The following is a 24661-nucleotide window of genomic DNA, read 5'->3' as shown; positions in this document are numbered from 1 at the left end:
ATAGATTTTTCTTAAATTTCCGGGAAGACGCTCTCCGGGTCAGCCCCCTTCTTTCGTGCATCCCTTTGATGGCATTTTTATCCTTTTGCGTATGACAGGAGCTATAATAGAGGCGCTTTGTCAAAATCTGTCGAAAAAATTCGAAACATGTCGAAATAACGGTACAACATTTCGATCTGACAAGCTGTATTTTTTGATTCTTCTCCCGTATGACTGTAGAAGGGAGTGATTATTTGTGACATTACAGAAAAATCTGTCGAACATGATGAATGCCATCCGAACGAGTCGTGGCCAATCCATTTCTGAATTTTCGGAAGAGCTGGGGATTTCGCGTTCCTCTGCGCAGAAGCTGCTGAAAGGTACCGGAAACCCCAGAATGGATACCGTGGAGCATATCGCCGGCCGCCTGGAAGTCGATCCGCTGACGCTGCTCTCTTTTTCTTCTTCGGAAAAGCATCTGGAAAGCGCGCTCTTATTATTAAAAACCCTTGATACCGTCTCAGAGCTTCCCAGTGAGAAAAAGCTGAAATTCGCATCCTTATTTCAGGAATTAATACTGCTTATGGAGCCGGAAACATGAAAACATGTCCTGATATTTTGCATAAAACATCAGAATCTCACGTCAAATCTATTGAGAACACCGCGGAGAACATGGTACAATAGGTGCATGAGTGTATGAGCTTGCATCTTAATTGTTGTTATTAACAGTGGATATAGTATTTATCAGGAGTGAATTTATGGACAAGATCGCATTACAGGTAAACGGAAAGCCTCTGGTTTTTACAGGCCAGTCGGTTACTTACGCAGGATACGAACTTTATTACCGGAATATGTCAAACATCGCCCACCGCAGCGGGGATCAGCCCGCGTTCGTATTCGACTACAACGGCAAACGGCTGGCGCTGCCTTATGACCCCAAGGATAAAGCTACGGTCATGAACATCTTTAAAAAGGTCGCGGCCTTAGACAAAAAGCGGCAGGAAGCGCAGCGGGCCGCCATGGCTCAGCAGCAGAACGAAACCCAGCCTGCTTTTACCCCGCAGCAGCCGTCCGCACCGGAAACTCCACAAACCGGCAGTTATGAAAAGTCGGAGCCGGAAACTCCCGAGACTTCCGCGGCTGCCGAGGCCGCGCCTCAGGAATCGCAGGCCGCACCGCAGAATCCTCAGACTGCTCCGCAGCAACCGCCGGAACCCGCAGAACCAGCAGAAGCAGCGGAACCGGAGCCTCAGCAGGATTGGGAAGAGGACGACGATGTTCCCGGAAAGAAAAAGAAGTACTTAATCATCGCAGCCGTGGCTGTGGTCATCGTTATCGCATTGGTTCTTGCCTTTTCCGGAATCCTGGGCGGCAGCGACAACGGCAGTAAGGACAAAAAAGACGCGGCCACACAGACTACGGAAGAAAAGAGCAAAGCGACCAGGGTTGACAAGATCAATATGGATAATGATGAAGGCACTCTGAAGTACCTGAAAATCAAGACGACCAAAGACTATGACGGCAACCCGGCGGTACTTGTTTACTTTAATTATACCAATAAAAAAGAAGAGCCCAGCACTGCGCAGATAACTTTCTATCCCCAGGTATTCCAGGGCGACACAGAATGTCCCATGGGCATTACGGAGGAGGACAACAAGGAACTGCTCAACGCTGCCAAGGACGTGCAGAAAGGAAACAAAACAAAAATTGCCTTAATCTACACCCTCCAGGACAAAGAAACGCCAATCACCTTGAGAGTAACCGACCAGTCGGAGAAAAATCTCGCGAAAAAGATCAGCCAGGAGCAGGAAATTCCGTTGAAATAAAATTCGGGAAACGGATTGATAAGCCAAAGATTTTGTAATAAATAAAGTGTGACATTCGAAAGTTTTATCTCCAAGAATGTCGCGCTTTTTTAATTTAACTTTAATTTTCTCATGTTATCCTTATGCCATAATCAAAAGAGAGGTGCAAATATGCGTTTACTGATTGCCGAAGACGAAAAAAATCTCAATAAAATATTGACCCAGCAATTCAAGGACAGCGGCTACAGCGTTGACTCCTGCCTGGACGGTTCGGAGGCTCTGGACTATATCGCCGCAGCGGACTACGATGCCATTGTTCTCGACATCATGATGCCCAAGGTGAACGGACTGGATGTGCTCAGACAGCTGCGCAGCCAGGGAAGCGATACGCCGGTTCTGTTCCTCACGGCCAGGGACAGCATATCCGACAGAGTCGAAGGACTGGATCTGGGGGCGGACGATTATCTGACCAAACCTTTCGCTTTCGAAGAACTGCTGGCCCGGGTCCGCGTACTGACCCGCAAAAAAAACGGCAGCAAGACCAACATCCATACCCTGGCGGACCTGACGGTAAACAGCCAAAGCCGCGAGGTAAAGCGGGGCGATACGCAGATCTCTCTTTCTTCCAGAGAATTTTCCATTCTGGAATACATGATTATGAACAAAAACATGGTGCTTTCCCGTGATACTCTGGAACGTCATGTGGTCAGCTATGATTACGAAGGTTCCTCCAATATGATCGACGTTTATATCCGGTACCTTCGCAAAAAAATTGACGATGGCTATGAGCCAAAGCTGATCCACACGGTTCGCGGGGCAGGCTATGTATTGAAGGTGAACGAAAAATGAGGAAGTTTTCCATAAGAACCCGAGTCACCATCTGGTACGTCTTTTTTCTGATCATTCTGGTGTGCCTGGTCTTTGTTTCCCTTATCTATACCAGCAACCGGCTGATTCAGAAAAACGTCATGGGAGATCTGACCGCCGCAGTGGAGGACAGCTGCCGGGACGTAAAGATCAAAGACGGAATCCTGGAAATTGACGATGATATGGTAACTTATCGGGATGGCGTGTACATTCTGGTATATAAGGAAAACAACTTCGTGGTCACCGGCTCGCTGCCCGCAGGGGTGAAAAAAGAGATTCCCTTTAAATCGGGGCAGGTGCGCAGGGAAACGGACGGCGGAAGAGAGTTCTACGTATACGATCATCTGATCAGCGATGAAAACTTCGACGACGTGTGGGTACGGGGCGTAACCTCGGCGGATCTTGCCAAGTCCGACCCGGCAATCGCCTTTATGATGAAAATGTTCCTGATCGCGCTGCCGCTGCTGATTCTTCTGGCGGCATTGGGCGGCTACTACATTACCAAAAGGGCCTTCCGTCCGGTCTTTCGGATCAGTGAAACGGCCCGCCGCATCGAAGCGAGCAAGGACCTTTCCCAGCGGATCGGGCTGGACGTGCGGATCAACAGCAAAGACGAACTCTATGAGCTGGCCGCCACCTTTGACCGCATGCTGGACCGCCTGCAGTCCTCGTTTGAAGCGGAAAAGCAGTTTTCCAACGATGCTTCCCATGAGCTGCGGACACCGATTTCCGTTATCATGGCTCAGTGCGAATACGCGCTGCGAAAGGCATCCTCGCTGGAAGAAGCCCAGGCTGCCCTGGATGTCATCCTTGCCCAGTCAAAGACCATGTCCGCTCTGGTCAGTCAGCTGCTGATGCTGGCCCGTGCCGATCAGGGAACCGCGCAGCTGGAATTCGAAAGGATCAATGTCAGCGATATTGCCGACATGGTGGCGCTGGAGCAGGCCGATCTGGCCGCCCGCAGGAATATATCCATTCAGCGGGATATCCAGCCGGACGTCTTCGCCTGTGTGGATGAAACCCTGTTCATGCGTATCTACATCAACTTGATTTCCAACGGAATCAAGTACGGAAAGGAAGGCGGCTTTATCCGGGTGACCCTGAAAAAAGAAGATGACATGGTCATCAGCCAGGTGATCGACGACGGTATCGGCATTTCCCCGGAAGATCTGCCAAAGATCTGGGATCGTTTTTATCAGGTCAACCCTTCCCGCAGCACCGGAAGCGGTTCCGGTCTGGGCCTGTCCATGGTCAAATGGATCGTGTCGGCCCACGGCGGAACGATTACCGCCGACAGCGTTCCGGGGAAGGGAACACGTTTCACCATTTCACTGCCGCTAAACAGAGAATTAAAAAAGGAGGAAAATGAAAATGAAAGAGAAGATTCTAAAAAATAAAACGCTGGTGATCGTGGTCGCGGCGATTGTGCTCTGCGCCATTGGATTCGCAGCGGGGATGATGGTAAAAACATCCCTCGCCCACGACAGCGGAAATTACATCGGCGCGGAGAAGGCAAAGACCATCGCCCTTGAAAGCGTAGGGGTTTCGCCAGCCAAAGCCACTTTTACAAAGGTAGAGATCGACCGCTCCGAAAGACCTGTGGTTTATGACATCGAATTTTATACAGCTTCCAATGAATATGATTTTGAAATTGAGGCTAAAACGGGAAATATTCTGGAAAAGAGCAGCGAAGCGATTACCGCACAGGCCCCGCTTCCGCAGGCAGGAACATCAAATCCGGCCGGTTCGGGCACTGATGCCGCTGCCGTGACGCCGACTCAGCAGGCCGCCAATCCCTCGGGCAAAGCCTCTTCATCGGAGTACATTGGCATCGACAAGGCCAAGAGCATCGCATTCAAACACGCAGGCGTCTCCGCATCGGCGGCAAAGATAACGAAAGCCAAGCTGGATTCGGATGACGGCGTTAAAACCTATGAAATTGAATTCATCTCCGGCAGCCGGGAATACGAATATGAAATCAATGCCTATACCGGCAAAGTGATGGATTACGACACCGAGGTTCTGGATCAGTACAAGCATCACAATGACGACCACGACGACCATGACGATCATCACGACTACGACGACTAATACGGCCAATGAAAAAGGCTGACGCGTTAGCTGATAAAGCTGATGCGCCAGCCTTTTTTGTTTTCTTGTGACCCGAAAGACCGGATTTTAGTTTGCTTCTCTATCTTTGGTGTCCGGGGAGTTGAGGCCGGGTTATGCGGAACCGGGGCTTTTACCCATATTCAGCAAAAAAACCTTCTTTATGGATAAAAGTTGTGGGCTGGAGGGGCCTGTTTTGGCCTATTTCGCGCCAAATGGCCGGATTTTAAAAAATGAACCGCTGGAACCGTTGCAAAGTTATCCAGATTCCACTTAAAACAAGCGAATCTGGATAACTTTTTTTCCCCCGGCCTCAGCATTCCTCTTTATTGCGCTTTCTTCTTTCTGGTCCTATAGGAAACCACCGCTGTGATTCCCGCTCCCAGCATGATGAACAGGAGCAATCCCGGATTGGACGGATCGCTTGTCTGGGGCGCGGCTGGCTTTGCGCTGTCATCGTTTCCCGGCGGGGTTGTTTCTCCCTCATGTCCGGCAGGTATATCCTCATATACCGCTTTCACTTCCACGTTTCCGGCCGGCATGGTGAAGGTGGTTGTTTCCTTTGCCGGATCCGCTAAAACGGCCTTGCCGCTCACTATCTGCCATTCCTTGAAGCGCTTGCCTTCCGGGGCCGGATCGGCGGTGATGGTCACCGTGTCGTTCATGACGTACTTTCCGCCGCCGGTGCCGCCGCCCACGGTGACAGTATATTCGATGTTTTCATAATTGGCCGTGACCTTCACAACCTCTTCCGGCATGGCAAAGGTGGTTGAGGCGCTTTCGCGATCGGTAAGCGACACGTTGCCGCTGTCTACCGACCAGTTCTTGAATTTCTTTCCTTCTGCAGAATCAGCTGTGATAGTAACCTCTGTGCCTTTAGCAAAACTGTTGTCAATTTGTTTTCCCGGATCTGCGGCCACGCTGCCATTGGTCACATGAACGGGGTAATAAATAGCGAAACCACTTGCCGCGCCTTCAAATACGTTCGCTCCAAAGGCTGGCACCTTATCTCCTTTAATCACGAAAGATGTCAGTTCCGTACAGTCCTTAAATGCTTGATCTCCAATCGTAGCTACCTTGCTGTCCTTTGGCAGGGTTACGGTTTTCAGGCTGGAACACTGGAAAAATGCCCTTTCACCAATGCTTTCGATGGTACTGTTATTTTCCAGTCCTGTGCTTGTTAAATTGCTACACATGGCAAATGCACTGAGACCAATGCTTTTTACCGTGCTGTTGTTTTCCAGCCCTGTGCTTGTTAAATTGCTACAGGAGGAAAATACACCGATACCAATGCTTTTTACCGTGCTGTTGTTTTCCAGTCCCGTGCTTTTCAAACTGCTACAGTTGGAAAACGCAGAATCACCAATGCTTTCGATCATGCTATTGTTTTCCAACCCTGTGCTTGTTAAACAACCACACAGGCCAAATGCACTGTAACCAATACTTTTTACCGTGCTGTTGTTTTCCAATCCTGTGCTTGTTAAATTCCAACAATCAGTAAATGCTTTGTAACCAATGCTTTTGATGCTGCTGTTGTTTCCCAATCCTGTGCTTTTCAAACTTCTACAGGACAAAAACGCCTGATCACCAATGCTTTCGACAGTGTATGTCTTGTCGGTTGCGCTATCCTTCACTTCGTCTGTTATCTCAATGCTTCCGTTAGTAGATCGGTCAATAGCTATATCTTTCCCATTACCAACCTGTACCTTGCCCTTACCGCTGTCTCCCGGTTCTTCCAAAATCTTAAACGTGCAGTTGATCATTTGCTTTTGACCGCCCGGCAATGTATTGGTGATTTTAGCAGTAAAAGTATCCTCGACAACCCCATGGACCTCCACAGCGTTTGTCCCAATGACGCTAAGCAGCGTCAGGCATACCGCAAGAAACACCGCCTGCAGCCTCTTCATTCCGCTCATTCTTCCACTCCTCTTCTTTAAAAAGTACTTGTCTTTTTATTTAACGAGCTTTTGAGTAAAGGTGTACTTTTACTCAAAGGCTTTTTTCGTCTGTTTCTTTACAAATCATACCATCAAATGGCTGTATAAACAATCGTTTTCCTGCTTTTCGGAGCAAAACGGCGTAAAAAATCGAGAGATTTTTCTTTTGAAGAAAAGTACACCTTTCTTCAAAATCAAATTTCTCATAAAATACCTCTGTAAAGCAGACAGGAGGTGTTTTTATTTGAAGCAAATTTTCTATGGCTATATGCGGGTGTCCAGTTCCGACCAAAACATGGAACGGCAGCGCATGGAGCTGCTAAGCTGGGGAATCGAGGAAAAGAGGCTCTTCGCTGACAGGCTGTCCGGCAGGGACTTTGCCCGCCCCAACTATCAGAAGCTGCGTAAGAAGCTGAAAAGAGGGGACATATTGGTAGTAAAATCCATTGACCGTCTGGGGCGCAACTATGAAGAGATATTAAAGGAATGGCGGTATATCGTCAAAGAGCTGGAAGCGGACATTGTGATACTGGACATGCCCCTGCTGGATACCCGTGTCCACAGGGACCTGACCGGCACGCTCATCGCGGATATCGTGCTGCAGCTCTTATCCTATGTGGCACAGACCGAGCGGGACTATATCCGCCAGCGGCAGGCGGAGGGCATCGCCGTGGCCCGGGCAAAGGGCGTACACCTGGGACGCAGGAAGTCCCCGTTTCCCAAGGGATTTGAGGACTATTACCAGCGGTGGCGAGGGGGAACGCTTTCCTTTGCGCAGATGAAGCAGGCGCTGGGATTGACGGAAAATCAGCTTCGCTGGTTTATCCGGCGCAGAAACCGCGATATGCGCCTTTCCCGTCCAAAAAATTTTACCTAAAATCTTCAACTTTGTGTTTTCTTTTTTTACCAAAGGGTATAGGATAGTTACATGGAAAATTTGAAACTAGTAATTGGGGAGGTTGTTTTATGAAAACATTGAAATTGAAAGAAGGACTTTACTGGACAGGAATTTTGGATCCGCAGCTGCGGGTATTTGATATCATCATGAATACGGAATACGGTACGACCTATAACTCCTACCTGCTCAAAGGCTCTGAAAAAACAGCGCTCTTTGAGACAGCTAAGGCAAAGTGCATGGACGAGTATCTGGATAAGCTCACATCTCTGATCGATATCAAAGATATCGACTACATCATCGTAGATCACACGGAACCGGACCACGCCGGCTCCGCCGAAAAGCTCATCGAGATGAACCCGGCCATCAAGCTGGTCGGTACCGCGACCGCCATCAGCTTTATGAAAGAAATCTGCAATACGGAATTCTCTTCTGTCATTGTTAAAGAAGGCGACACACTCTCCCTGGGAGATAAGACGCTCAGGTTCATCGCGGCGCCGAACCTCCACTGGCCGGACGCAATGTATACTTATGTGGAAGAGGATAAAGTCCTGCTGACCTGCGACTCCTTCGGGGCGCACTACAGCTTTGACCAGATCCTCAGCTCCAAGATCACCGATCAGGATGCGTATATGAGCGCCCTCCGCTACTATTTCGACAACATCATGGGCCCCTTCAAACCTTACGTGCTGAAAGCCATCGACAAGATCCGCGACCTGGAAATCGACATGGTTTGCCCGGGACACGGCCCTGTTTTGGATGAAGATCCATGGAAGATCATCAACATTTACAAAGGCTGGTCCACCGAGGTCAACCCCAACACAAAGAAAACCGTAGTAATTCCTTATGTGGCCGCTTACGGTTACACACAGGTTCTGGCAGACAAGATCACGGAAGGAATCAAGGCTTCCGGCGATGTGGAAGTAAAACTCTTCGACATGGTAACTTCCGATCAGGCGGAGGTCCTCGGCGAACTGTACTGGGCCGACGGAATCCTCTTCGGAACACCGACCATCCTCGGCGAAGCCCTGAAACCGATCTGGGACCTGACCACCTCCATCTATCCGGTGACACACGGAGGCAAAATCGCTTCTGCGTTCGGCTCCTACGGATGGAGCGGCGAAGCAGTTCCCCATATGGTGGAACGGCTCAAACAGCTGCGCATGAAAGTATACGGCAAGGGCCTGAGAGTGCGCTTCAAGCCATCGGAGGCTCAGCTGGCGGAAGCCTATGAGTTCGGATATAACTTTGGACGCTCTGTCATCGAGGGAGCGATCGTTGAACCGGAACCGGTAAGCGCAGGAAACAGAAGATGGAAGTGCCTGGTCTGCGGAGAAATTATCGAGGGGCCGAAGCCGCCTGAAAGCTGTCCGGTCTGCGGAGTTGGTCCGGAGCAGTTCGTAGAAGTGCCTTATGAAGAAGTTACCTTCTCCTCTTCAGAGAGAGACAATATCGTAGTCGTAGGCAGCGGAATTGCCGCTCTCTCCGCGTGCGAAGAAATCAGAAAGAGAAATCAGGTATGCGGAATTGAGATTATCTCCAGCGAAAGCGTATTCTGCTACAATCGGCCGATGCTGACAAAGGGAATCCTTTCCGAATTCGATGCGCTCAACTTCTTCACGAAGCAGCTGGACTGGTACCAGGAAAACAACATTACGCTGACCCTGGATACCACCGTGGAAGCCATCGACACATCGGCGAAAAAGCTCACCCTTTCCGGAGGTCAGGAGCGCAAATATGACAAGCTGATCCTGGCGACCGGCGCGGAATGCAACATCCCGCCGATCAAGGGTGCGGACAATGCCAATGTTTTCTCCATCAGAAAACTGGCAGACGCCAACGCGATCCGCGAACGGATCAATCAGGTAAACGATATCGCTGTTATCGGCGGCGGCGTATTGGGGCTGGAAGCAGCCTGGGAATTCCGCAGAGCAGGAAAAAACGTGACCATTCTGGAAGTATCCGACGGGCTGATGAAAAACCAGCTGGATCAGCAGGCAGCTCAGCTGCTGAAGGAAGCTGCTGAAAAATCCGGGCTTACCGTTATTACGGGAGCTAAGATTGAGCAGATCACAGAATCCGGCGTAGACCTGGCTGACGGAACGAAGATTGCCGGACAGATGGTGATCATTTCCGCAGGCGTCAAGCCAAACTCTGCCGTTGCTGTTACAGCCGGCATTGAAGGCGACCGCTGGATCAAGGTCAATGAGAAAATGGAGACCAGCGCTGAGGGCGTATATGCCTGCGGTGATGTGGCCGCATTAAACGGCGTCAGCATAGGAATCTGGAGCCAGGGCCTGGAAATGGGAAAGGTCGCCGGTGCCAACGCAGCCGGAGACAGCCTGACCTACAAGCCTGTAACTCCGTCCAACTCTTACAGCGGAATGGGTATCAACCTCTTTGCCATCGGTGACAACGGCAAGAAGGAAGGACTCAATTACAAAGCAATCCAGCTGGCAGACCCGGCCAAGGGCATCTACAAGAAACTGTACTTCGTGAACAATCGTTTCACAGGCGGTATTCTCATCGGCGATGTCAATCAATCGGCAAAACTGCTGGAAGGATATGAGAAGAAACAGACACTGGAAGATATGATGAGTGTTCTGTAACAAGGCATAAAATAATTTTCCATGAGGAGACTTGCGGGCTTGCAGAAGACCCGCGGGTCTCTTTTATTCCTCCCTGTTAAATTGCCAAACCCGCTGCGGTTTGGTATAATTGAGTGGCAATAATCAGCATCAGAAGGCGGTACATAAATCATGAAAACAAAACAAATTCATCGAATATCTTTTATTTCTCTGCTCCTGGTTCTTCTGCTTGCCTGCTGCGCCTGCGGAGGCGGCGGCCAGGACGCGCAAAAGGACAACGCCTCCTCCGGTTCCCATAAGGAGAGAGGGCCTGTGCTAATCGCCAAGGCCGAAGGGAAGAAAATCATAAAGAATGACGCGGCCGAAATTGACGTTTCCAACATATCCCAGGGGTACGTCTGCGTCAAGTATCTGGGAAACAACAAAAAGGTTAAGATGCAGATGACGAAGGACGGCGAAACCTACACCTACAACCTTCTCAAGCGCGGAAGCTATGAAATCTTTCCATTCTTTGACGGAAGTGGCGACTATACCATCGCGATCTTTGAGAATGCCGGCGGGAGCCAGTACATGCAGGCATGTTCCGAGAAGGTAAATGTCAAGCTGGAAGACGAAAACCTTCCTTTCCTCTATCCCAACGAATACGTCAAATATACGGCTGACGACCCCATTGTAGCCCTGAGCGATGAGGTGACGGCGAAAAGCGGAGACGACCTGAAAAAGGTCGAGGATGTCTTTAACTACGTCACCAAAACCATTGATTACGACTATGATCTGGCAGAAAGCGTGGCTACGGATTACCTCCCGGATATCGATCAGGTCCTGGAAAAGAAAAAGGGCATCTGTTTTGACTATGCCTCTGTCATGAGTTCCATGCTCCGCATCCAGAGCATCCCCACCAAGCTGGTGATCGGCTACGCAGGGGACGTATACCATGCCTGGATCAGTGTATACACGGAGGATGAAGGCTGGGTGGATAACATCATTCAGTTTGACGGTAAGAACTGGACCATGATGGATCCCACCACCGCGGCTTCCAGCGGCGAGATGGACGACATCACCAATGACAGCAGATACAATGCGCTCTATTTCTATTGATTGAAGGAGACCGGCTATGGATAAAAGAACCCGACAGAAAAAACCGCAGGAGATTTCCCTGCTTCTCAGCGAGCTGGGAATGTTTTTCAGTGGAGGCATTCCCCTCTATGACGCCTTTCTGATTATGGAGGAAAACACCGAGGCTGCTGACGACCGTCAGCTCTACCATGCTCTTTCTGAGGACATTGAGCAGGGCAGCGACCTTTCCGATGCCCTCACCCGGGCAGGATGCTTTCCGGACTATATGATACGGATGATCCGCATCGGTGAAAATTCGGGAAAGCTGGAAGAAGTTTTTTCTTCCCTGGCCCTTTATTATCAGCGGCAGGAACATCTGAAAAGCAGCATCCGCAGCGCTGTCGTTTATCCGCTGGTCATGATCCTCGTTATGCTGGTTATTTTGGCCGTACTGATGATTAAAGTCCTTCCCGTATTCTCACAGGTATTCGATCAGGTGGGCGCTCAGCTCCCGGCTCCGCTGGCAGCGGCGGCCGATTCCGGCAGCACGGTGGCTGTCGTTTCGGTCTGCGTATTGGCCCTGGTCGCTGTGGGACTGATTTTTTATGGCCTTGCCCGCAGGACGGAAAAGGGACGTCTGCTCCTTACCCGGATTTACGAAGGTTTTCCCCTCACCGCAGGCATTGCCGAGAAAGCCGAATCCAATAAGTTCGCTTATTCTATGGCCCTTCTTTTAGCCAGCGGCATCAATGTGGACGAAGCCGTGGACATGGTCCTTGAGCTTACCCGCTCCTCAAAAGCCAGGGAAAAGCTTTCCGGACTTAAAGCCCTTATGGACCGGGGAGAATCCTTTCCCAGCGCCCTCACGGCCAGCGGCGTTCTGACTTCCCGCTATTCGGCCATGATCGCCGTGGGCCTCAAAACAGGAAGCACCGAAGAAATGATGAATCTGGCGGCCGAACGCCTCAGTGACGATACGGACCGGTTCATTGACCGCGTCATCTCCGGCATTGAGCCGGCGGTTGTCATTATCATGTGTCTCATTATCGGTTCTGTCCTTCTGTCTGTCATGCTTCCTCTGATGAAGATCATGACGTCCATGTAGGGAGGCTGTTATGAAGAAAGCTTCCCGAAACGCAGTGCTGCTTTTGTTATCCCTGGCGGTTATTATCGGCTGTGCCGTATTTGTCTCCGGCCTTCTGGATCAGAGGGTGAACCGGGACCGGCAGCAGCTTTTGGAGGAATCGATCCGCAACTATGCCGTGCAGTGCTATGCTCTGGAAGGGGAATATCCCAAGGATCTGAAATATCTGGAGGACAATTACACGCTGGATCTGAACAGAGATAAATATGTCTATCATTATAAATTCATCGGTTCCAACCTGGTGCCCGAAATATCTGTCTTTGAAAAGGAGCGGTAGGTGAAAGCATGGAAAAAAGACGCCACATGATCGATATTTTGTTCATAGTCATTCTCATAGGAGCCTTTGCCCTTTCCTCCGTAGTCCTGGTGGTCCTGGGCGCAAACGTCTATAAAAAGACCGTATCCCACAATCAGCAGGCCTATCAGATCCGTACCGCCTCGCTTTATTTCAGCCAAAAGCTCCATCAGGGGGACAGGCAGGACGCAGTGTCCCTCACCAGCCTGAAAAGCGGCCAGCAGGCGCTCGTTCTGGCCGAGGACGAATATGAAACCTGGATTTTTCTCGCTGACGGACAGCTCCGGGAAGCGATGGTGAAAAAAGGAACTTCTGTGACTGAGAGCTTCGGCCAGCCGGTGCTTTCTCTAAAGGACCTGAACTTCCGTTTAGTGAAGGACAATCTGCTGCGAATAACGGCAGTGTCGCCGGAGGGCGTGCGCTCACAGACGGATCTTTTTATACGGGCCTGCGAGCCGGAGGTGAAACATGAAGAAAAATAATTCCGGCAGAAGCATGTTCTTACTGGAAATCGGAATTCTGCTGCTGTTTTTTATTATCGCGGCAGTGGTCTGCGTCACGCTTTTCGTTTTTTCCGGCAATAAAAATAACGATGCCAATGACCTCAGCAGCGCGGTCGTAAAGGCCGTATCCGTAGCGGATACCATAAAAGCCTGTAAAAATGACCTCGATGAAGCAAGGGATCTTCTGGATGCCGACGATGCCTTTACCATCTATTATGATAAAGACTGGAAGACCGGCGGCGAAAAGGTTTACCGGGCTGATGTTTCCTGCCGTGAGAAGGGCCTGCTCCTGACTGCCGTTATTTCTTTTACCCGCATAAAAGACGGAGCGGTCATATATCGTCTGGAAACAAAAGAATTTTTAGGGGAGGAGCTGCCATGAGAGGAAAAGGTCTGAGATCATTTGTCGGCATGGGTGCCGTATCGCTGGCAGTCATCCTGATTATCCTTACAATTACCTGCTTTGCGGTCCTTACCTATGTTTCCGCTGACAGCGAATATAAGCTCAGCGAAAAGAGCCAAAACTCCGTAACCGCATATTATCGCGCCGATGCCAAAGCCAACGAAATACTGGCGGAAATTTCTGTCGCAATAAAAAATGGAAAAGTGCAAGACTTTATCGCAAAAAAAGGTTATAATGTAACTAATTCTGACAGACAGCAGATTATTGCCTTTCAGGTGCCTGTCAGTAAAGGGAAAGAATTGCGGGTAGAAGCGGCATTCAGCGCTTTTGACCACATGACGATCCTGAAATGGGAAACAGAGAATATATCACAGGAGGATAGCAAGTAGCAGTATGAACATCACGGATGTATTAAAAGATGCTTCGGAAAAGAACGCTTCGGATATTTTTATTATTGCCGGAAGGCCACTTGGCTTTAAGATCAACAGCCGGATTGTAAACTATTCCGACCAGATGCTGATGCCCAAGCAAACGAAGGAACTGATTTTTGAAATCTACGGTCTGGCCGGCGGCCGGGAAACGGAAAAGCTGCTGCGTTCCGGTGACGATGATTTTTCCTTTGCCATTGCCGGAATCGCCAGATTCAGAGCCAGCATATATAAGCAGAGGGGTTCACTGGCGGCCGTTATTCGGGTTATCTCCTTTGATCTTCCCGATCCGGATAAAATGCACATTCCCAGTCAGGTCATGGACACGGCCAAATATACAAAAGGCCTGGTCCTCATAACCGGCCCTTCGGGAAGCGGGAAGTCCGTTACCCTGGCCTGCCTGATCGACCGCATCAACTCCACGCGGAATTCGCATATTATCACATTGGAGGAGCCGATCGAGTTTCTGCATCCTCACAAGATGAGCATTGTCAGCCAGAGAGAGATTTCTCTGGATACGGAGAGCTACCTGACCGCCCTGCGGGCGTCTCTGAGACAGACGCCGGATGTGATTCTGCTGGGAGAGCTGCGAGATCCCGAAACGATCAACGTTGCCATGACAGCGGCGGAAACGGGTCATCTGGTCATATCCACGCTGCACACACTGGGAGCGGCCAACACGATCGACCGAATCGTCGATAACTTTCCGTCCCAAAAGCAGCCCCAGATACGGCTGCAGCTGTCCATGGTTTTGCAGGCTGTCATTTCACAGCAGCTTTTAGTCGCGGAGGATTCTTCTCTGATACCGGCTTTCGAGCTGATGAAAGCAACGCCTGCGGTCCGGACGATGATTCGCGACGCTAAGACGCATCAAATCGAGTCCGCCATCCACTCGGGCGCAAAGGACGGCATGATTAGTATGGATTCCAGCCTGATTGAGCTGTATCAGTCAGGTATGATTGATAAACACACGGCAGCGGCGCACAGTTTCTCGCCGGATGCCTTTGCTAGAAAACTATAGGGAGGACACTATGGCTAAAGTAGAAATTTATATGCTGGGACGATTTATGATCGTTGTCGATGGAATCGATATTGTCCCTAAACTGGGAAATTCCAAGAAAAAACTGGCTCTTTTACAGTACCTGCTTTTAAATAGAGATACGAACATCACGAATTTCAGTCTCTTTGAAAGCATCTGGCCGGGAGAAGAAAACGCCAATCCCGAAAGTTCGCTGAAAACCTTAATCAGCCGCCTCCGCCAGAATTTGAAAGAGGAAGGATTGGACAAAGCGATCATCACTAAGCAGGGCGCCTATCGCTGGAACGATGCTTTGAATGCGGATATTGATATTTATCGCTTCGACGATCTCTGCCAGAAGGCACTGGAGGCTTCTGATCTGACGGAAGAAACGGAACCGATCTTCGATGAAATTCTGCGGTTGTATCAGGGGGATCTTTTATCCGGATATGATACGGAGACTTGGATCGTGCCTAAGAGCATGTATTTCCACAATCTGTATCTGAAGGTTCTGTACCTGCAAATCAGCCTTTTGGAAAAACAGCAGCGGTACAATGATGTTATGCACCTGGCGAGAAAAGGTCTGGAAGTTGACATGTTCGATTCCAAGCTGAATCTTCATCTGATGACCTCCCTGCTTGAGCTGGGTATGAAGAACGAGGCCATGTCTCATTACAATTATACGGTCAATCTTCATTATACACAGCTGGGCGTAACGCCTTCTACGGAAATACTTTCCTTTTACAAGGATCTGGTAAAAATTGAACACGATTCCAACGCCAGCCTGGATATCATCTGTCAGGATCTGCAGTCAGAGGAAGAGGACAGCACTGCCTTTGTCTGCGACTATTCCATCTTCAAGGATATCTACAAGCTGAACATGCGCAATCTGGAACGACTGAATATCACGATTTTCCTCGGACTCATTACCATCCTTCCTGCGGATAAAAAGGAACATACGGATCTGCTCCTTTTGGACAAGGTAATGGATATGTTCCTGGATGCCCTCAAGCACAACCTGAGAAAAGGTGATACCATTTCCAGATACGGCCCATCGCAGTTCGCGATCCTGCTGCCGGCCATCAATCACAAAACAGGTACTATCGCGATGGAGCGTGTAAAGAAGGCTTTTTACAGCCAGCATTCGGTGCCTGACTTTGTTATCAGCTACAAGATCAAGCCGATTGTATCAAAACCCAGATAAAACGACCCATGCTTCCTCCAAAGCCTGGTACATTTACTCGTATGTATTCATATACATATACAAATGACCAGGTTTTGGAGGTTTTTTAATGGAACAGAAACAAGGGCGAAATTGCCCCTTTATTTTATATCCGCGGCAGGATATTGAGGACATTCGTTCATGCGTCCTTGAAAACTTCGGCCGCATCAAATATGAACTGCCCTTTCTCAATGCCTTATGTGTGGAAATCCCTGAAGAAAGGGTCCAGACAATGAAAACCAATCGCCGCGTTGCTATGATGTCGGAGGACGCGGAAGTATCCAAGCTGCCCATACAAAGCGGCCCTCCCCGAAACAGCCCTTTGGGATGCCGCAGGCGATCCCGGATGCGGGGAGACGGAGTTGCCGTTGCGATTATAGATACTGGCGTTGCTCCTCATTACGATTTGATCCGGCCGTTCAACCGGATTCTTTATTTTAAAGACTTTGTCAACGGAAAGAAGCTGCCTTATGACGATGACGGCCACGGTACTCATGTTGCCGGAATCGCGCTGGGAAACGGATATTCCTCAGGCAAGTTTCTGGGAACTGCTCCCGGGGCTGCCCTGGTCTCGCTGAAAGCGCTGGATCGGGAAGGCAACGGCAGCGCCTCCGATATCTTGGCCGCCATGCAGTGGATTTATGATAATCACCGGCGCTACAACATACGAGTAGTCAACCTCTCTCTGGGTATCGCCGCATCTCCCGGTACGCAGCTTGATCCCCTGGTTTTGGGCGCCAATGCGCTGGTCTGCGCAGGGCTTTGCGTTGTTGCCGCCGCAGGAAACAGCGGTCCTGAAAAGCGGACCATTACATCACCGGGTACCAGTCCTCTGGTTCTGACCGTAGGCTCCTGCGACAATGAAAACAGCGTGCCCGATTTTTCCAGCCGCGGGCCTTCCCCAGCGGGTCTGCCAAAGCCGGACGTACTGGCTCCCGGTGTTGACATCATTTCCTTATCCGCAGAAAATCCCAAGGGATATCTTTCACAAACGGGAACCTCCATGTCCGCGCCTTATGTAGCCGGTCTGGCTGCGGTCTACTGCGCGAAATATCCTCAGGCGCACCCCTTGGAGGTCAAAAGCGCATTGATCGAGGCGGCTCAGCCAATAAAAAAGGCGGACCGCAACACGCAGGGCCGGGGCCGCCTTTACAAAGGTGTTTTTCGATAAGTTATCCCATTACTTTATTGACAATATCAGCATCTTTATTTTGCGCGATTCCGGCTAAGAAGGGTTCCTTGCTAAAGAATCTTTCATTGCCGCCGATCGCTGCGATACATTGGTCGATCAGTTGGATGCTTTTTTCATCCGGTCCCTCCTCGGCCATTAGGAACGGAAGGCTTCTATAATAGGCTTTTGCCGATACTCTCGTCGGATCAACAATGAATACAGCCCGTCCTACCGCCTGTTAATTGAAAAAACCTACTTGTGGATGTACAATCAGATATCATCAAGGCTTCAGTCACCCAGTTTTGTTCTGGCGGGTCCCTTTACGCTGAATTTTCTTTTAGAATATATTGAAAAGCTGGGAAGCGAGCATACCTATCTTGTTGTTAATCCCTCCTTAAAGCGGATAAAGAAAATCAGGCAGTACCTATCACATTATGATAAAACTCCCCAAAGTCTGCAGGGCTTCAGGCAGGACCATCCCAATTTCCGTCCGGAACGAATGACCTTTTCTTCACTCAAATACGCATGGGAAAAACAGGGACTCTATGTAAGCGAAAAGAAAGTGCTGGGAAAGACGAGCAGCAAGGAAAAACATTTCCCAAGAAATGTAGTTGGAGAATCTGTTTGCCTGTACGGATATATGGGAGTAAAAAAATAACCCTTCATACGGACCTCGACATAGAGCAGAGAATGGCGATTGACCACTCACGGTGTAAAAACGGCGTAGCCAAAGGCTACGCCGTCCATAACAAGCATTTTCAGTTTTATTCTTTATTTTGGAAGATATGGCATCGGATCGACCGGATTACCATCGACTCTGATTTCAAAGTGGCAATGCGGGCCGGTGCTTCTGCCGGTGCTGCCTGATTCTGCGATATGATATCCCTGATACACTTTATCGCCTTCCTTAACAAGGAGCTTGGAGTTATGTCCATAATAGGTTTCCATGCCGTTTTGGTGGTCGATGATTACCAGATATCCGAAGCTTCCTTTATATCCTGCCCAGGTAACCGTTCCGCCGTCAGCGGCCATTACATCGGTTCCCATCGCACAGGCCAGGTCTACGCCGTTATGGTTTCTGCCCCAGCGTGCGCCAAATGGTGAGGATATGCGATAGTTGGTAACCGGATATATGTATTTTCCTGATCCGATCGTCGGAGGTCTTTCCTTGGTTCCCACGAGAACAACCTCTGTTGTCGGTTCTTTTTCAACTTTTTCTACGATTGGAACCTTTGTGGATTCCTCACCGTTGCTTTTTTCTACTCTGGCCGTAATGACCTTTGTACCCTTTTTACCCTTGGTCTTTACTTCCTTTTCGCCTTCATAAATTTTATCGGATTTCTTTTCTACGGTCTCATAGTCGATCGGTTCTTCATATGTGACCAGTTCGGAAGCCTTCAGCGTAACCACCGGTTCTTCTTCCTGCATCTTGATTTCGCTTCCCACTTCCAGCTTTTTCGGATTGATTTCCGGATTCATTTCTATGATCTGCTCTTCTGTCATGCTGCTGTCCTTCGCCAGGTCCGCCAAGGTTTCTCCGGCTTTAACGACATGCGTCTTTTCAACAACGTTTCCAGTCTTCAGCGCATTTTTCGCATCCTCTTCCTGCTGCAGGTTTTCCAGGTCCGTATTGACCTCTTTGATCTCAACGTCTTCAACGAACTTCGCGTCTTCAACTACTACGTTCTCACCTTCGTCGGTGTAATCGTCTTTAAGAGCGCTGAGAACCTTCTTTGCGGATTCTTCGCTGTCAACTACTGCGGCATGTTTTCCGTTGACAGTGATGCTGTAGGCCTTGACGTTGACATCGCCTACATAGGTAAGCCGTTTGAGAACTTCTTCCGAAGTATCAATGTGAGTGTCCTTGCCAAAGGCGGATACCCGCTTAAAGCTTATATCCTTTTTCTTGTCAATGATGACTTCAATGTCTCTTTCTTCGGTAAGGGCGCTCTGTACCAGGTCGGTAATTCTGAGCACGTCTTCCTTGTCTTTAACAACTCCTAAAACTTTTCCATTGTAGGAGTATTCGTACGCCATATAGTGATTGAAGATGCCCAGCATTCCAACCGTGGCTATAATAAATGCCGCAAATACCGCTAAAAATAGTTTTCTATGCTGTTCCGAGAATTTTCGAAATTGGGCAAATTTGCCCGGCTTTTTTGTATTCAATTTTTCTGTTAATGTGTTTATTCGGTTGTCAAATTTTTCTGCCATAGTTCCGCCTCTTTCGTCCGGAGGTTAAAGCACTCACAGCGCTCACCCTCGTCGTTAGTTCCGGTGTCCTTACATATTTTACACTTATAGTGCACATCCAGATAATCGAGTTCAAAGTCATTGTCGGTCAAAAGAACTGCTCTCTCTCTGCTCAGGCTGTCTACGGTGTCCTGTAGTCTTTTGATTTCCGCCTGTTTATCAATCCTGTCAGAAATGATGACCTTTGACATCTTCATTCTGCAGGAGTTCATCTCTTCTTCCACTTCCCGCAGGCGCGGGATTTTTTCATACAGATCCCTTTTGTGAGCGTCGGCCTCCTCTTCTTCTTTGTTTCTCAAATAGCTGTAATATTTGAGTACCGTAGAAACAGAGACTGGCTTCGGCTTTCCTCCCACTGTCCCGGTCTTTTCTTCGTACCAGTTGAGCAGGACTTTGTTGACATAGTTGATGTTGGGATTGGATATGCCGCTGGTCTTGCCGCAGGCCTCAAGCACTTTGTCGATGGTATAATTCATATCATCGAACCAACGGTTCATGATTTTCTTTTCTTCTTCCGTCGGGTTTCGATCAAATCCCAAAGCTTTAAGCACTCTCTTATAGAGATAGTGCCTCTGATCTCTTTCTTTCAGATATTCCTCTACCGCAAGCACATCGCTCAGCCCTTCTGAGACCCAGCCCTTTACCACTGCGGCCACATATCGAATGTTTTTCTTTTCTTTGGAAGCGCAGTAGGAATATCCGTAAACGATGACCTCCGGCGAAGCATTGAAATCGTTGATCCAGGAAAGGATCTCCATCATTTCGGCGCCGCTGATCACCCTGCCTACGACACGTTCTATGGAACGAAACATGCTCTGAATGTTTTTATCCGCCATGACAGCTTTTGTGCTGTCATCCACAGGCTTCTTTTTTTTCTTCGGTGTCTTGCCGTACAGCAGCTCTTTGAGGTTAATGAATTCCACCTCGTAATTGAATTTATCATCTGCGTTTTTTCGGCACTTGGAAATGACACCCATGCTCTCCCAATAGGTCCATGCTTTCAGAACATCCTCTTCCTGCAGGCCAAGCTGTTTGGCAATGGTTTCGTTTTCCATCTCCTCACCCAGGTTGGCATACATGAGAGCAAAAAGGTAGACCTTCACATAATCGCCGGGAGCGGAAGCCATATATTCATTGATAAAAATATTCTCAACATCTGTGTCCAGCAAATAATAGTCCTTTGTCTGTTCCCGCCTAAAGTTCATTAGCTTTGTTTAGATCCTCCAATAGTTTGCTCAGATCGACGCTGTGGCCCTCTGCCGCATCCTGGAGGGTCTCCCCGCTGCTGCCCGGGCAGCCCACACAGTTCAGTCCGTGAGAGATAAAGACATCTTCCAGCTGAGGATTCATGTCCAGTATCTCGCAAATCATCATATCTTTGGTGATTTCCTTCATGGTTACCTCCCAATGCTGCTCTTGTCAGCAAATCTTGTATATTTACCCAGCCATGTCACGTCCACGGTCCCGGTAGGTCCGCTTCTGTGCTTGGCAACAATAACTTCACATTCTCCGGGCTTATCGGTGTCCTCATTGTAATATTCATCCCGATAAAGGAAAATTACGATGTCCGCGTCCTGCTCGATGGACCCTGATTCACGAAGGTCGGCCAGCATCGGCCTGTGATTGGGCCTCTGCTCGGGCGCACGGGACAGCTGTGAGAGAACAATGACCGGACAGTCCAGCTCCCTTGCCAGGAGCTTCAGGTTTCTGGAAAGCGCTGAGATCTCCTGCGTTCTGCTGTCCGTTTTTTTGCCCTCCAGATTCATCAGCTGGAGATAGTCGATGACAATCAGATCCAATCCGCTTTCTGCTTTAAGCCGGCGGCATTTGTTCTTCATCTCCATAATGCTGATACCCGGGGTATCGTCAATATTAATGTTGGCTCTGGAAAGGACATCGAGCGCCATGTTGATCTGGTCCCAGTCTTTTCTTTCCAGGTTTCCTGTTTTTAAGTTCTGCATGTCAATGCGGGATTCCATGGACAGCAGTCTCTGACCCAGCTGCTCCTTGGACATCTCCATACTGAAGATCATTACGCTGGCGCCGCCCTTAATGGCTGCCTGCTGAGCTACGCTCAGAGCAAAGGCGGTCTTTCCCATGGCAGGTCTCGCCGCCAGAATAATCAGATCCGACCTCTGCAGTCCGGAGGTCATCTGATCCAGATCCCGGAATCCGGTGGTCAAACCGGTGAGGTTTCCTTCCAGCTGGGAAATTTTATCAATAATATTGATGTTTTCCAGCAGAACGTCCTTGATATGCGCAAAATCGCTCTTTTGTCCCTTTTGGGCAATTTCGAAGATTCCCTGTTCCGCAAAATCCAGAATCGCATTGGTATCCATATTTTCTTCGTAGCTCTTTTGGACGATATCGTCGGCCGTAGTGATGAGCCTTCGAAGAGATGCCTTTTGGGCGATGATCTTTGCGTATTCGGCTGCGTTGGATGTGGATGGAACATCTGCGGAAAGAGTCGCTACATATGCTCTGCCGCCTACCATCTCCAGTGAGTTTCGTTTTTTCAGCTCCTCGGAGACCGTCAGCGCGTCTACCGGCGCGCTTCGTTTATATAAATCTGTGATGGCTTTAAAAATCTCTTTATGGGTTTCACTGTAAAAGTCATCCGGTACCAGCAGTTCTACCACATCGAACAGGGCGTCCTTATCCAAAAGGGCGGAGCCCAGGACAGAACGTTCGGCCTCTTCGTTATGAGGAGGAATTCTTTCCATGTCTGTTGCCTCTTCCCTTTAGACTGTAACCGTCACCTTCAGCTGAGCCGTCACTTCCGGATACAGCTTGATTGGGATGGTAAAATCTCCGGTCTGTTTGATCGGGCTGTCCAGATCAATCTTTTTCTTGTCAACCTTGATTTTATGTTGATCGGCAAGGGCCTGCGCAATGTCCTTGGATGTAATGGAACCAAAGAGTCTGCCGCCTTCGCCGCCTTTTGTTTTGATCGTCACGGAAAGCCCGCTGATCTTCTTGGCGTTTTCTTCGGCTGCTGCTTTCTGCTCAGCCTTTTTTTCCGCTGCGATTTCTTTCTGCTTTTCCAGGTTTCTTATATTTCCTTCAGTTGCTTCCTTTGCGATTCCTTTTGGTATCAGCATGTTTCTGGCGTATCCGTCGCTTACTTTTACCACGTCGCCTGCTTTGCCTGTCCCTTTTAAATCTTTTTGCAATATTACTATCATTTTATTGTAACCTCCTAATGTGATAAGTTAAAGAAAATCCTTAAGAATTTCCTTCAGTTTTTCCAAAGTTTCTTCCGGCGTCATCGTTACCTGCGCGCCGGCCGTGTTGAGATGTCCGCCGCCACCCAGCTGTTCCATAATCAGCTGTACGTTGACATCCCCAAGAGATCTGGCGCTGACCACGGTCTGTCCGTGTTCGTTCTGTCCGGCCACAAAGGTTGCCCGCACACCCTGCACAGTCAGCAATTCATCGGCTACCTGAGAGTTGACAATCTGTGCGTTGGGATTTCTTCCCTGGCAGACCGACATGGCGATACCGTCATCCAGGAACTGCGCGCCTGCGATGCATTTTGCCCGAATCTGAAAGCTTTCCAGATCAGCCTGAAAATATTTTTTTACCGTTACCGTGTCCGCGCCGCAGCGTCTCAGCCATGAAGCGGCCTCGAAGGTACGCACCCCGGTCTTTACGGCAAAACGGTTGGTATCTACTGTGATACCAGCCAGCAGCGCTTCGGCATCCATCTTTTTCAAAGATTTCTTATCACCTGAATACTGGATGATCTCTGTCACCAGTTCGGATGTGGAAGACGCATATGGCTCCATGTAAGAAAGGATCATGTTGGGAATTGCTTCCTCCGCCTTTCTGTGATGGTCTATGACTACGATTTTTTCCATGTTCAGAAGCTCCGGACATTCTACCAGGCTTGGCCTGTGGGTGTCCAGAACCACAATCAAAGCGTTTTCATCACACAGGGAAATGGCTTTCTCCGAATTGATGAAGCTGTATTCTTCCGTTTCCCTGGCAGCCTGGTAAATCGCTGTGAGGGCCTCATTGTATCCGTTAATAACAACGTACGCTTCTTTTTTTATGTTGGCAGCGATCCGAAAAATGCCCAGCGCCGCGCCAAAGCAATCCATATCCGGATTGCGGTGTCCCATGATAATGACCCTTGAAGACTGTTCGATCAGCTGCTTTAAAGCATGGGCAATAACTCTGGATTTTCCTTTGTTGCGCTTTTCCACGGTCTGCATCTTGCCGCCGTAATATTCAATGCGCCTTACATTCTTTACGACTGCCTGGTCTCCGCCTCGTCCCAGTGCGATCTCCAGCGCGTCGTTGGCATACTGTTCCGTTTCCATCGGAGTTTTACCGGCCACGCCGATTCCTATGCTCAAGGTCACAGGAAAGTCCGATTCCGTTTCCAGTTCCCGCATTTCGTCCAGAATCGGGAATTTTGTCTCCACCAGCTTTTCATAATGTTTATACTCAAAGACCATGAAATACAGGTGTTCTTTATACCTGGTGATGGACGCGTTCATTCTCGCGCCCCAGGTGCGAATGACCTTATCAATGTCCGAGGCGAGCATCATCTGCTTTTCCTCTCCCGCACTGGAAGTAAGCTCGTCAAAATTATCCACATTGACGATGGCCATGCAGCTTCTCTCCTGATTGTGAAGCGTTTTCAGCATCTCATAGGTGGTAACATCGAAAAAGTACATAGCAATACTGGCCAGTTCACCGTCTCCGATAAAGGAGGTCAAGATCTTAAATATCTTGTCGTTACGGGAAATGGTCAGTGATCTTTTTTCATTCGTTGCCGCAATAATCTCCGAATGTTTGATGCCCGTGAGGGCATATACATCCGCTCCCCTGATTCCATCATAAATGAAAACCTCGTCGATTTTCGAGCTGGCTCTCGATACCTTTCCCTGTGGATTGACTACACAAAGAGGTACCGGGGAATATGCGGCAAGCAATTTTTCTATCCGACTTACATACATGAAGTATAATCTCCTATTCCT

24 protein-coding genes are annotated in these 24661 nt (G+C 49.2%); 16 read left to right on the top strand and 8 right to left on the bottom strand.

Annotated elements, in window-relative coordinates:
• The first annotated feature begins 235 nt into the window (after positions 1–235).
• The 5 genes from NE619_RS12190 (at position 236) to NE619_RS12170 (ending at position 4742) form a co-directional block, all read left to right on the top strand.
• Entirely contained in the window at positions 236–580 is a 345-nt protein-coding gene (locus NE619_RS12190; protein ID WP_256132701.1) for a helix-turn-helix domain-containing protein, read from the top strand.
• A gap of 157 nt (positions 581–737) precedes the next feature.
• Positions 738–1805 (top strand): DUF5067 domain-containing protein, encoded by a 1068-nt coding sequence (locus NE619_RS12185; RefSeq protein ID WP_256132700.1) that lies wholly within the window; start codon positions 738–740, stop codon positions 1803–1805.
• Positions 1806–1955: 150 nt separating this feature from the next.
• A complete protein-coding gene (locus NE619_RS12180) occupies positions 1956–2633 on the top strand; it encodes a response regulator transcription factor (protein WP_256132699.1) in 678 nt (225 codons plus the stop codon).
• Positions 2630–4048, top strand: a complete 1419-nt coding sequence (locus NE619_RS12175; protein ID WP_256132698.1) for a sensor histidine kinase — start codon at positions 2630–2632, stop codon at positions 4046–4048. The genes NE619_RS12180 and NE619_RS12175 overlap by 4 nt, the downstream gene beginning before the upstream one ends.
• A complete protein-coding gene (locus tag NE619_RS12170) occupies positions 4023–4742 on the top strand; it encodes a PepSY domain-containing protein (RefSeq protein ID WP_256132697.1) in 720 nt (239 codons plus the stop codon). The genes NE619_RS12175 and NE619_RS12170 overlap by 26 nt, the downstream gene beginning before the upstream one ends.
• 344 nt (positions 4743–5086) lie before the next feature.
• Here NE619_RS12170 and NE619_RS12165 read toward each other — a convergent pair whose 3' ends face one another.
• The gene (locus tag NE619_RS12165) at positions 5087–6676 is read right to left on the bottom strand and encodes a leucine-rich repeat protein (protein ID WP_256132696.1); all 1590 of its coding nucleotides are present in this window, start codon (positions 6674–6676) and stop codon (positions 5087–5089) included.
• A 265-nt stretch (positions 6677–6941) separates the two neighbouring features.
• Between NE619_RS12165 and NE619_RS12160 the strand changes: the two genes are divergently transcribed.
• The 11 genes from NE619_RS12160 (at position 6942) to NE619_RS12110 (ending at position 17420) form a co-directional block, all read left to right on the top strand.
• Positions 6942–7574, top strand: coding sequence for a recombinase family protein (locus NE619_RS12160; protein ID WP_256132695.1), 633 nt, complete (start codon positions 6942–6944; stop codon positions 7572–7574).
• Between the two features lie 89 nt (positions 7575–7663).
• On the top strand, positions 7664–10201 hold the full coding sequence (locus tag NE619_RS12155; protein WP_256132694.1) for an FAD-dependent oxidoreductase: 2538 nt from the start codon (positions 7664–7666) through the stop codon (positions 10199–10201).
• Between the two features lie 150 nt (positions 10202–10351).
• Positions 10352–11278 (top strand): transglutaminase-like domain-containing protein, encoded by a 927-nt coding sequence (locus NE619_RS12150; protein ID WP_256132693.1) that lies wholly within the window; start codon positions 10352–10354, stop codon positions 11276–11278.
• 16 nt (positions 11279–11294) lie between these two features.
• On the top strand, positions 11295–12341 hold the full coding sequence (locus NE619_RS12145; protein WP_256132692.1) for a type II secretion system F family protein: 1047 nt from the start codon (positions 11295–11297) through the stop codon (positions 12339–12341).
• 10 nt (positions 12342–12351) lie between these two features.
• Positions 12352–12657, top strand: a complete 306-nt coding sequence (locus NE619_RS12140) for a hypothetical protein (protein WP_256132691.1) — start codon at positions 12352–12354, stop codon at positions 12655–12657.
• An 8-nt stretch (positions 12658–12665) separates the two neighbouring features.
• Positions 12666–13157, top strand: coding sequence for a DUF4860 domain-containing protein (locus NE619_RS12135; RefSeq protein WP_256132690.1), 492 nt, complete (start codon positions 12666–12668; stop codon positions 13155–13157).
• Positions 13144–13560: a hypothetical protein gene (locus NE619_RS12130; RefSeq protein WP_256132689.1), complete on the top strand. Its 417-nt coding sequence runs from the start codon at positions 13144–13146 to the stop codon at positions 13558–13560. Before NE619_RS12135 ends, NE619_RS12130 begins: the two co-directional genes overlap by 14 nt.
• A complete protein-coding gene (locus NE619_RS12125; protein WP_256132688.1) occupies positions 13557–13970 on the top strand; it encodes a hypothetical protein in 414 nt (137 codons plus the stop codon). Before NE619_RS12130 ends, NE619_RS12125 begins: the two co-directional genes overlap by 4 nt.
• Before the next feature lie 4 nt (positions 13971–13974).
• On the top strand, positions 13975–15030 hold the full coding sequence (locus tag NE619_RS12120) for a type IV pilus twitching motility protein PilT (protein WP_256132687.1): 1056 nt from the start codon (positions 13975–13977) through the stop codon (positions 15028–15030).
• Positions 15031–15040: 10 nt separating this feature from the next.
• Entirely contained in the window at positions 15041–16231 is a 1191-nt protein-coding gene (locus tag NE619_RS12115) for a BTAD domain-containing putative transcriptional regulator (RefSeq protein WP_256132686.1), read from the top strand.
• 88 nt (positions 16232–16319) lie between these two features.
• The gene (locus NE619_RS12110; RefSeq protein ID WP_256132685.1) at positions 16320–17420 is read left to right on the top strand and encodes a S8 family peptidase; all 1101 of its coding nucleotides are present in this window, start codon (positions 16320–16322) and stop codon (positions 17418–17420) included.
• A 1-nt stretch (position 17421) separates the two neighbouring features.
• Here NE619_RS12110 and NE619_RS12105 read toward each other — a convergent pair whose 3' ends face one another.
• The 7 genes from NE619_RS12105 to NE619_RS12075 all read right to left on the bottom strand — a co-directional run bounded on the left by NE619_RS12105 (position 17422) and on the right by NE619_RS12075 (position 24640).
• A complete protein-coding gene (locus tag NE619_RS12105; protein WP_256132684.1) occupies positions 17422–17577 on the bottom strand; it encodes a hypothetical protein in 156 nt (51 codons plus the stop codon).
• 614 nt (positions 17578–18191) lie between these two features.
• Positions 18192–19634 (bottom strand): M23 family metallopeptidase, encoded by a 1443-nt coding sequence (locus NE619_RS12100; RefSeq protein WP_256132683.1) that lies wholly within the window; start codon positions 19632–19634, stop codon positions 18192–18194.
• Complete coding sequence (locus tag NE619_RS12095) at positions 19607–20878, bottom strand: DnaD domain protein (protein ID WP_256132682.1); 1272 nt, start codon at positions 20876–20878, stop codon at positions 19607–19609. The genes NE619_RS12100 and NE619_RS12095 overlap by 28 nt, the downstream gene beginning before the upstream one ends.
• Positions 20868–21068: a DUF1858 domain-containing protein gene (locus NE619_RS12090; protein WP_256132681.1), complete on the bottom strand. Its 201-nt coding sequence runs from the start codon at positions 21066–21068 to the stop codon at positions 20868–20870. Before NE619_RS12090 ends, NE619_RS12095 begins: the two co-directional genes overlap by 11 nt.
• 2 nt (positions 21069–21070) lie before the next feature.
• On the bottom strand, positions 21071–22396 hold the full coding sequence (gene dnaB, locus NE619_RS12085) for a replicative DNA helicase (protein ID WP_256132680.1): 1326 nt from the start codon (positions 22394–22396) through the stop codon (positions 21071–21073).
• An 18-nt stretch (positions 22397–22414) separates the two neighbouring features.
• Positions 22415–22858, bottom strand: a complete 444-nt coding sequence (gene rplI, locus NE619_RS12080) for a 50S ribosomal protein L9 (protein WP_256132679.1) — start codon at positions 22856–22858, stop codon at positions 22415–22417.
• Between the two features lie 27 nt (positions 22859–22885).
• Positions 22886–24640 carry a DHH family phosphoesterase gene (locus tag NE619_RS12075; RefSeq protein ID WP_256132678.1) on the bottom strand — a complete coding sequence of 585 codons (1755 nt, stop codon included), beginning with the start codon at positions 24638–24640 and terminating at the stop codon, positions 22886–22888.
• Positions 24641–24661: the final 21 nt, after the last annotated feature.

It is taken from the genome of Anaerovorax odorimutans (assembly GCF_024459955.1).
Lineage (GTDB): Bacteria > Bacillota > Clostridia > Peptostreptococcales > Anaerovoracaceae > Hominibacterium > Hominibacterium odorimutans_A.
Note: the sequence above shows the minus strand (reverse complement) of the source record. Positions and strands in the feature narration are given on the sequence as shown.

Bases quoted from the DNA above. Each gene is read 5' to 3' on its own strand.
- NE619_RS12185 (WP_256132700.1), top strand. From the start codon at position 738: ATGGACAAGATCGCATTACAGGTAAACGGAAAGCCTCTGGTTTTTACA.
- NE619_RS12155 (WP_256132694.1), top strand. From the start codon at position 7,664: ATGAAAACATTGAAATTGAAAGAAGGACTTTACTGGACAGGAATTTTG.
- NE619_RS12165 (WP_256132696.1), bottom strand. From the start codon at position 6,676: ATGAGCGGAATGAAGAGGCTGCAGGCGGTGTTTCTTGCGGTATGCCTG.
- NE619_RS12075 (WP_256132678.1), bottom strand. From the start codon at position 24,640: ATGTATGTAAGTCGGATAGAAAAATTGCTTGCCGCATATTCCCCGGTA.
- NE619_RS12125 (WP_256132688.1), top strand. From the start codon at position 13,557: ATGAGAGGAAAAGGTCTGAGATCATTTGTCGGCATGGGTGCCGTATCG.
- NE619_RS12135 (WP_256132690.1), top strand. From the start codon at position 12,666: ATGGAAAAAAGACGCCACATGATCGATATTTTGTTCATAGTCATTCTC.
- NE619_RS12150 (WP_256132693.1), top strand. From the start codon at position 10,352: ATGAAAACAAAACAAATTCATCGAATATCTTTTATTTCTCTGCTCCTG.
- NE619_RS12105 (WP_256132684.1), bottom strand. From the start codon at position 17,577: ATGGCCGAGGAGGGACCGGATGAAAAAAGCATCCAACTGATCGACCAA.
- dnaB (WP_256132680.1), bottom strand. From the start codon at position 22,396: ATGGAAAGAATTCCTCCTCATAACGAAGAGGCCGAACGTTCTGTCCTG.
- NE619_RS12110 (WP_256132685.1), top strand. From the start codon at position 16,320: ATGGAACAGAAACAAGGGCGAAATTGCCCCTTTATTTTATATCCGCGG.
- NE619_RS12115 (WP_256132686.1), top strand. From the start codon at position 15,041: ATGGCTAAAGTAGAAATTTATATGCTGGGACGATTTATGATCGTTGTC.
- NE619_RS12120 (WP_256132687.1), top strand. From the start codon at position 13,975: ATGAACATCACGGATGTATTAAAAGATGCTTCGGAAAAGAACGCTTCG.
- NE619_RS12140 (WP_256132691.1), top strand. From the start codon at position 12,352: ATGAAGAAAGCTTCCCGAAACGCAGTGCTGCTTTTGTTATCCCTGGCG.
- NE619_RS12090 (WP_256132681.1), bottom strand. From the start codon at position 21,068: ATGAAGGAAATCACCAAAGATATGATGATTTGCGAGATACTGGACATG.
- NE619_RS12145 (WP_256132692.1), top strand. From the start codon at position 11,295: ATGGATAAAAGAACCCGACAGAAAAAACCGCAGGAGATTTCCCTGCTT.
- NE619_RS12130 (WP_256132689.1), top strand. From the start codon at position 13,144: ATGAAGAAAAATAATTCCGGCAGAAGCATGTTCTTACTGGAAATCGGA.
- NE619_RS12175 (WP_256132698.1), top strand. From the start codon at position 2,630: ATGAGGAAGTTTTCCATAAGAACCCGAGTCACCATCTGGTACGTCTTT.
- NE619_RS12095 (WP_256132682.1), bottom strand. From the start codon at position 20,878: ATGAACTTTAGGCGGGAACAGACAAAGGACTATTATTTGCTGGACACA.
- NE619_RS12100 (WP_256132683.1), bottom strand. From the start codon at position 19,634: ATGGCAGAAAAATTTGACAACCGAATAAACACATTAACAGAAAAATTG.
- NE619_RS12180 (WP_256132699.1), top strand. From the start codon at position 1,956: ATGCGTTTACTGATTGCCGAAGACGAAAAAAATCTCAATAAAATATTG.
- rplI (WP_256132679.1), bottom strand. From the start codon at position 22,858: ATGATAGTAATATTGCAAAAAGATTTAAAAGGGACAGGCAAAGCAGGC.
- NE619_RS12170 (WP_256132697.1), top strand. From the start codon at position 4,023: ATGAAAGAGAAGATTCTAAAAAATAAAACGCTGGTGATCGTGGTCGCG.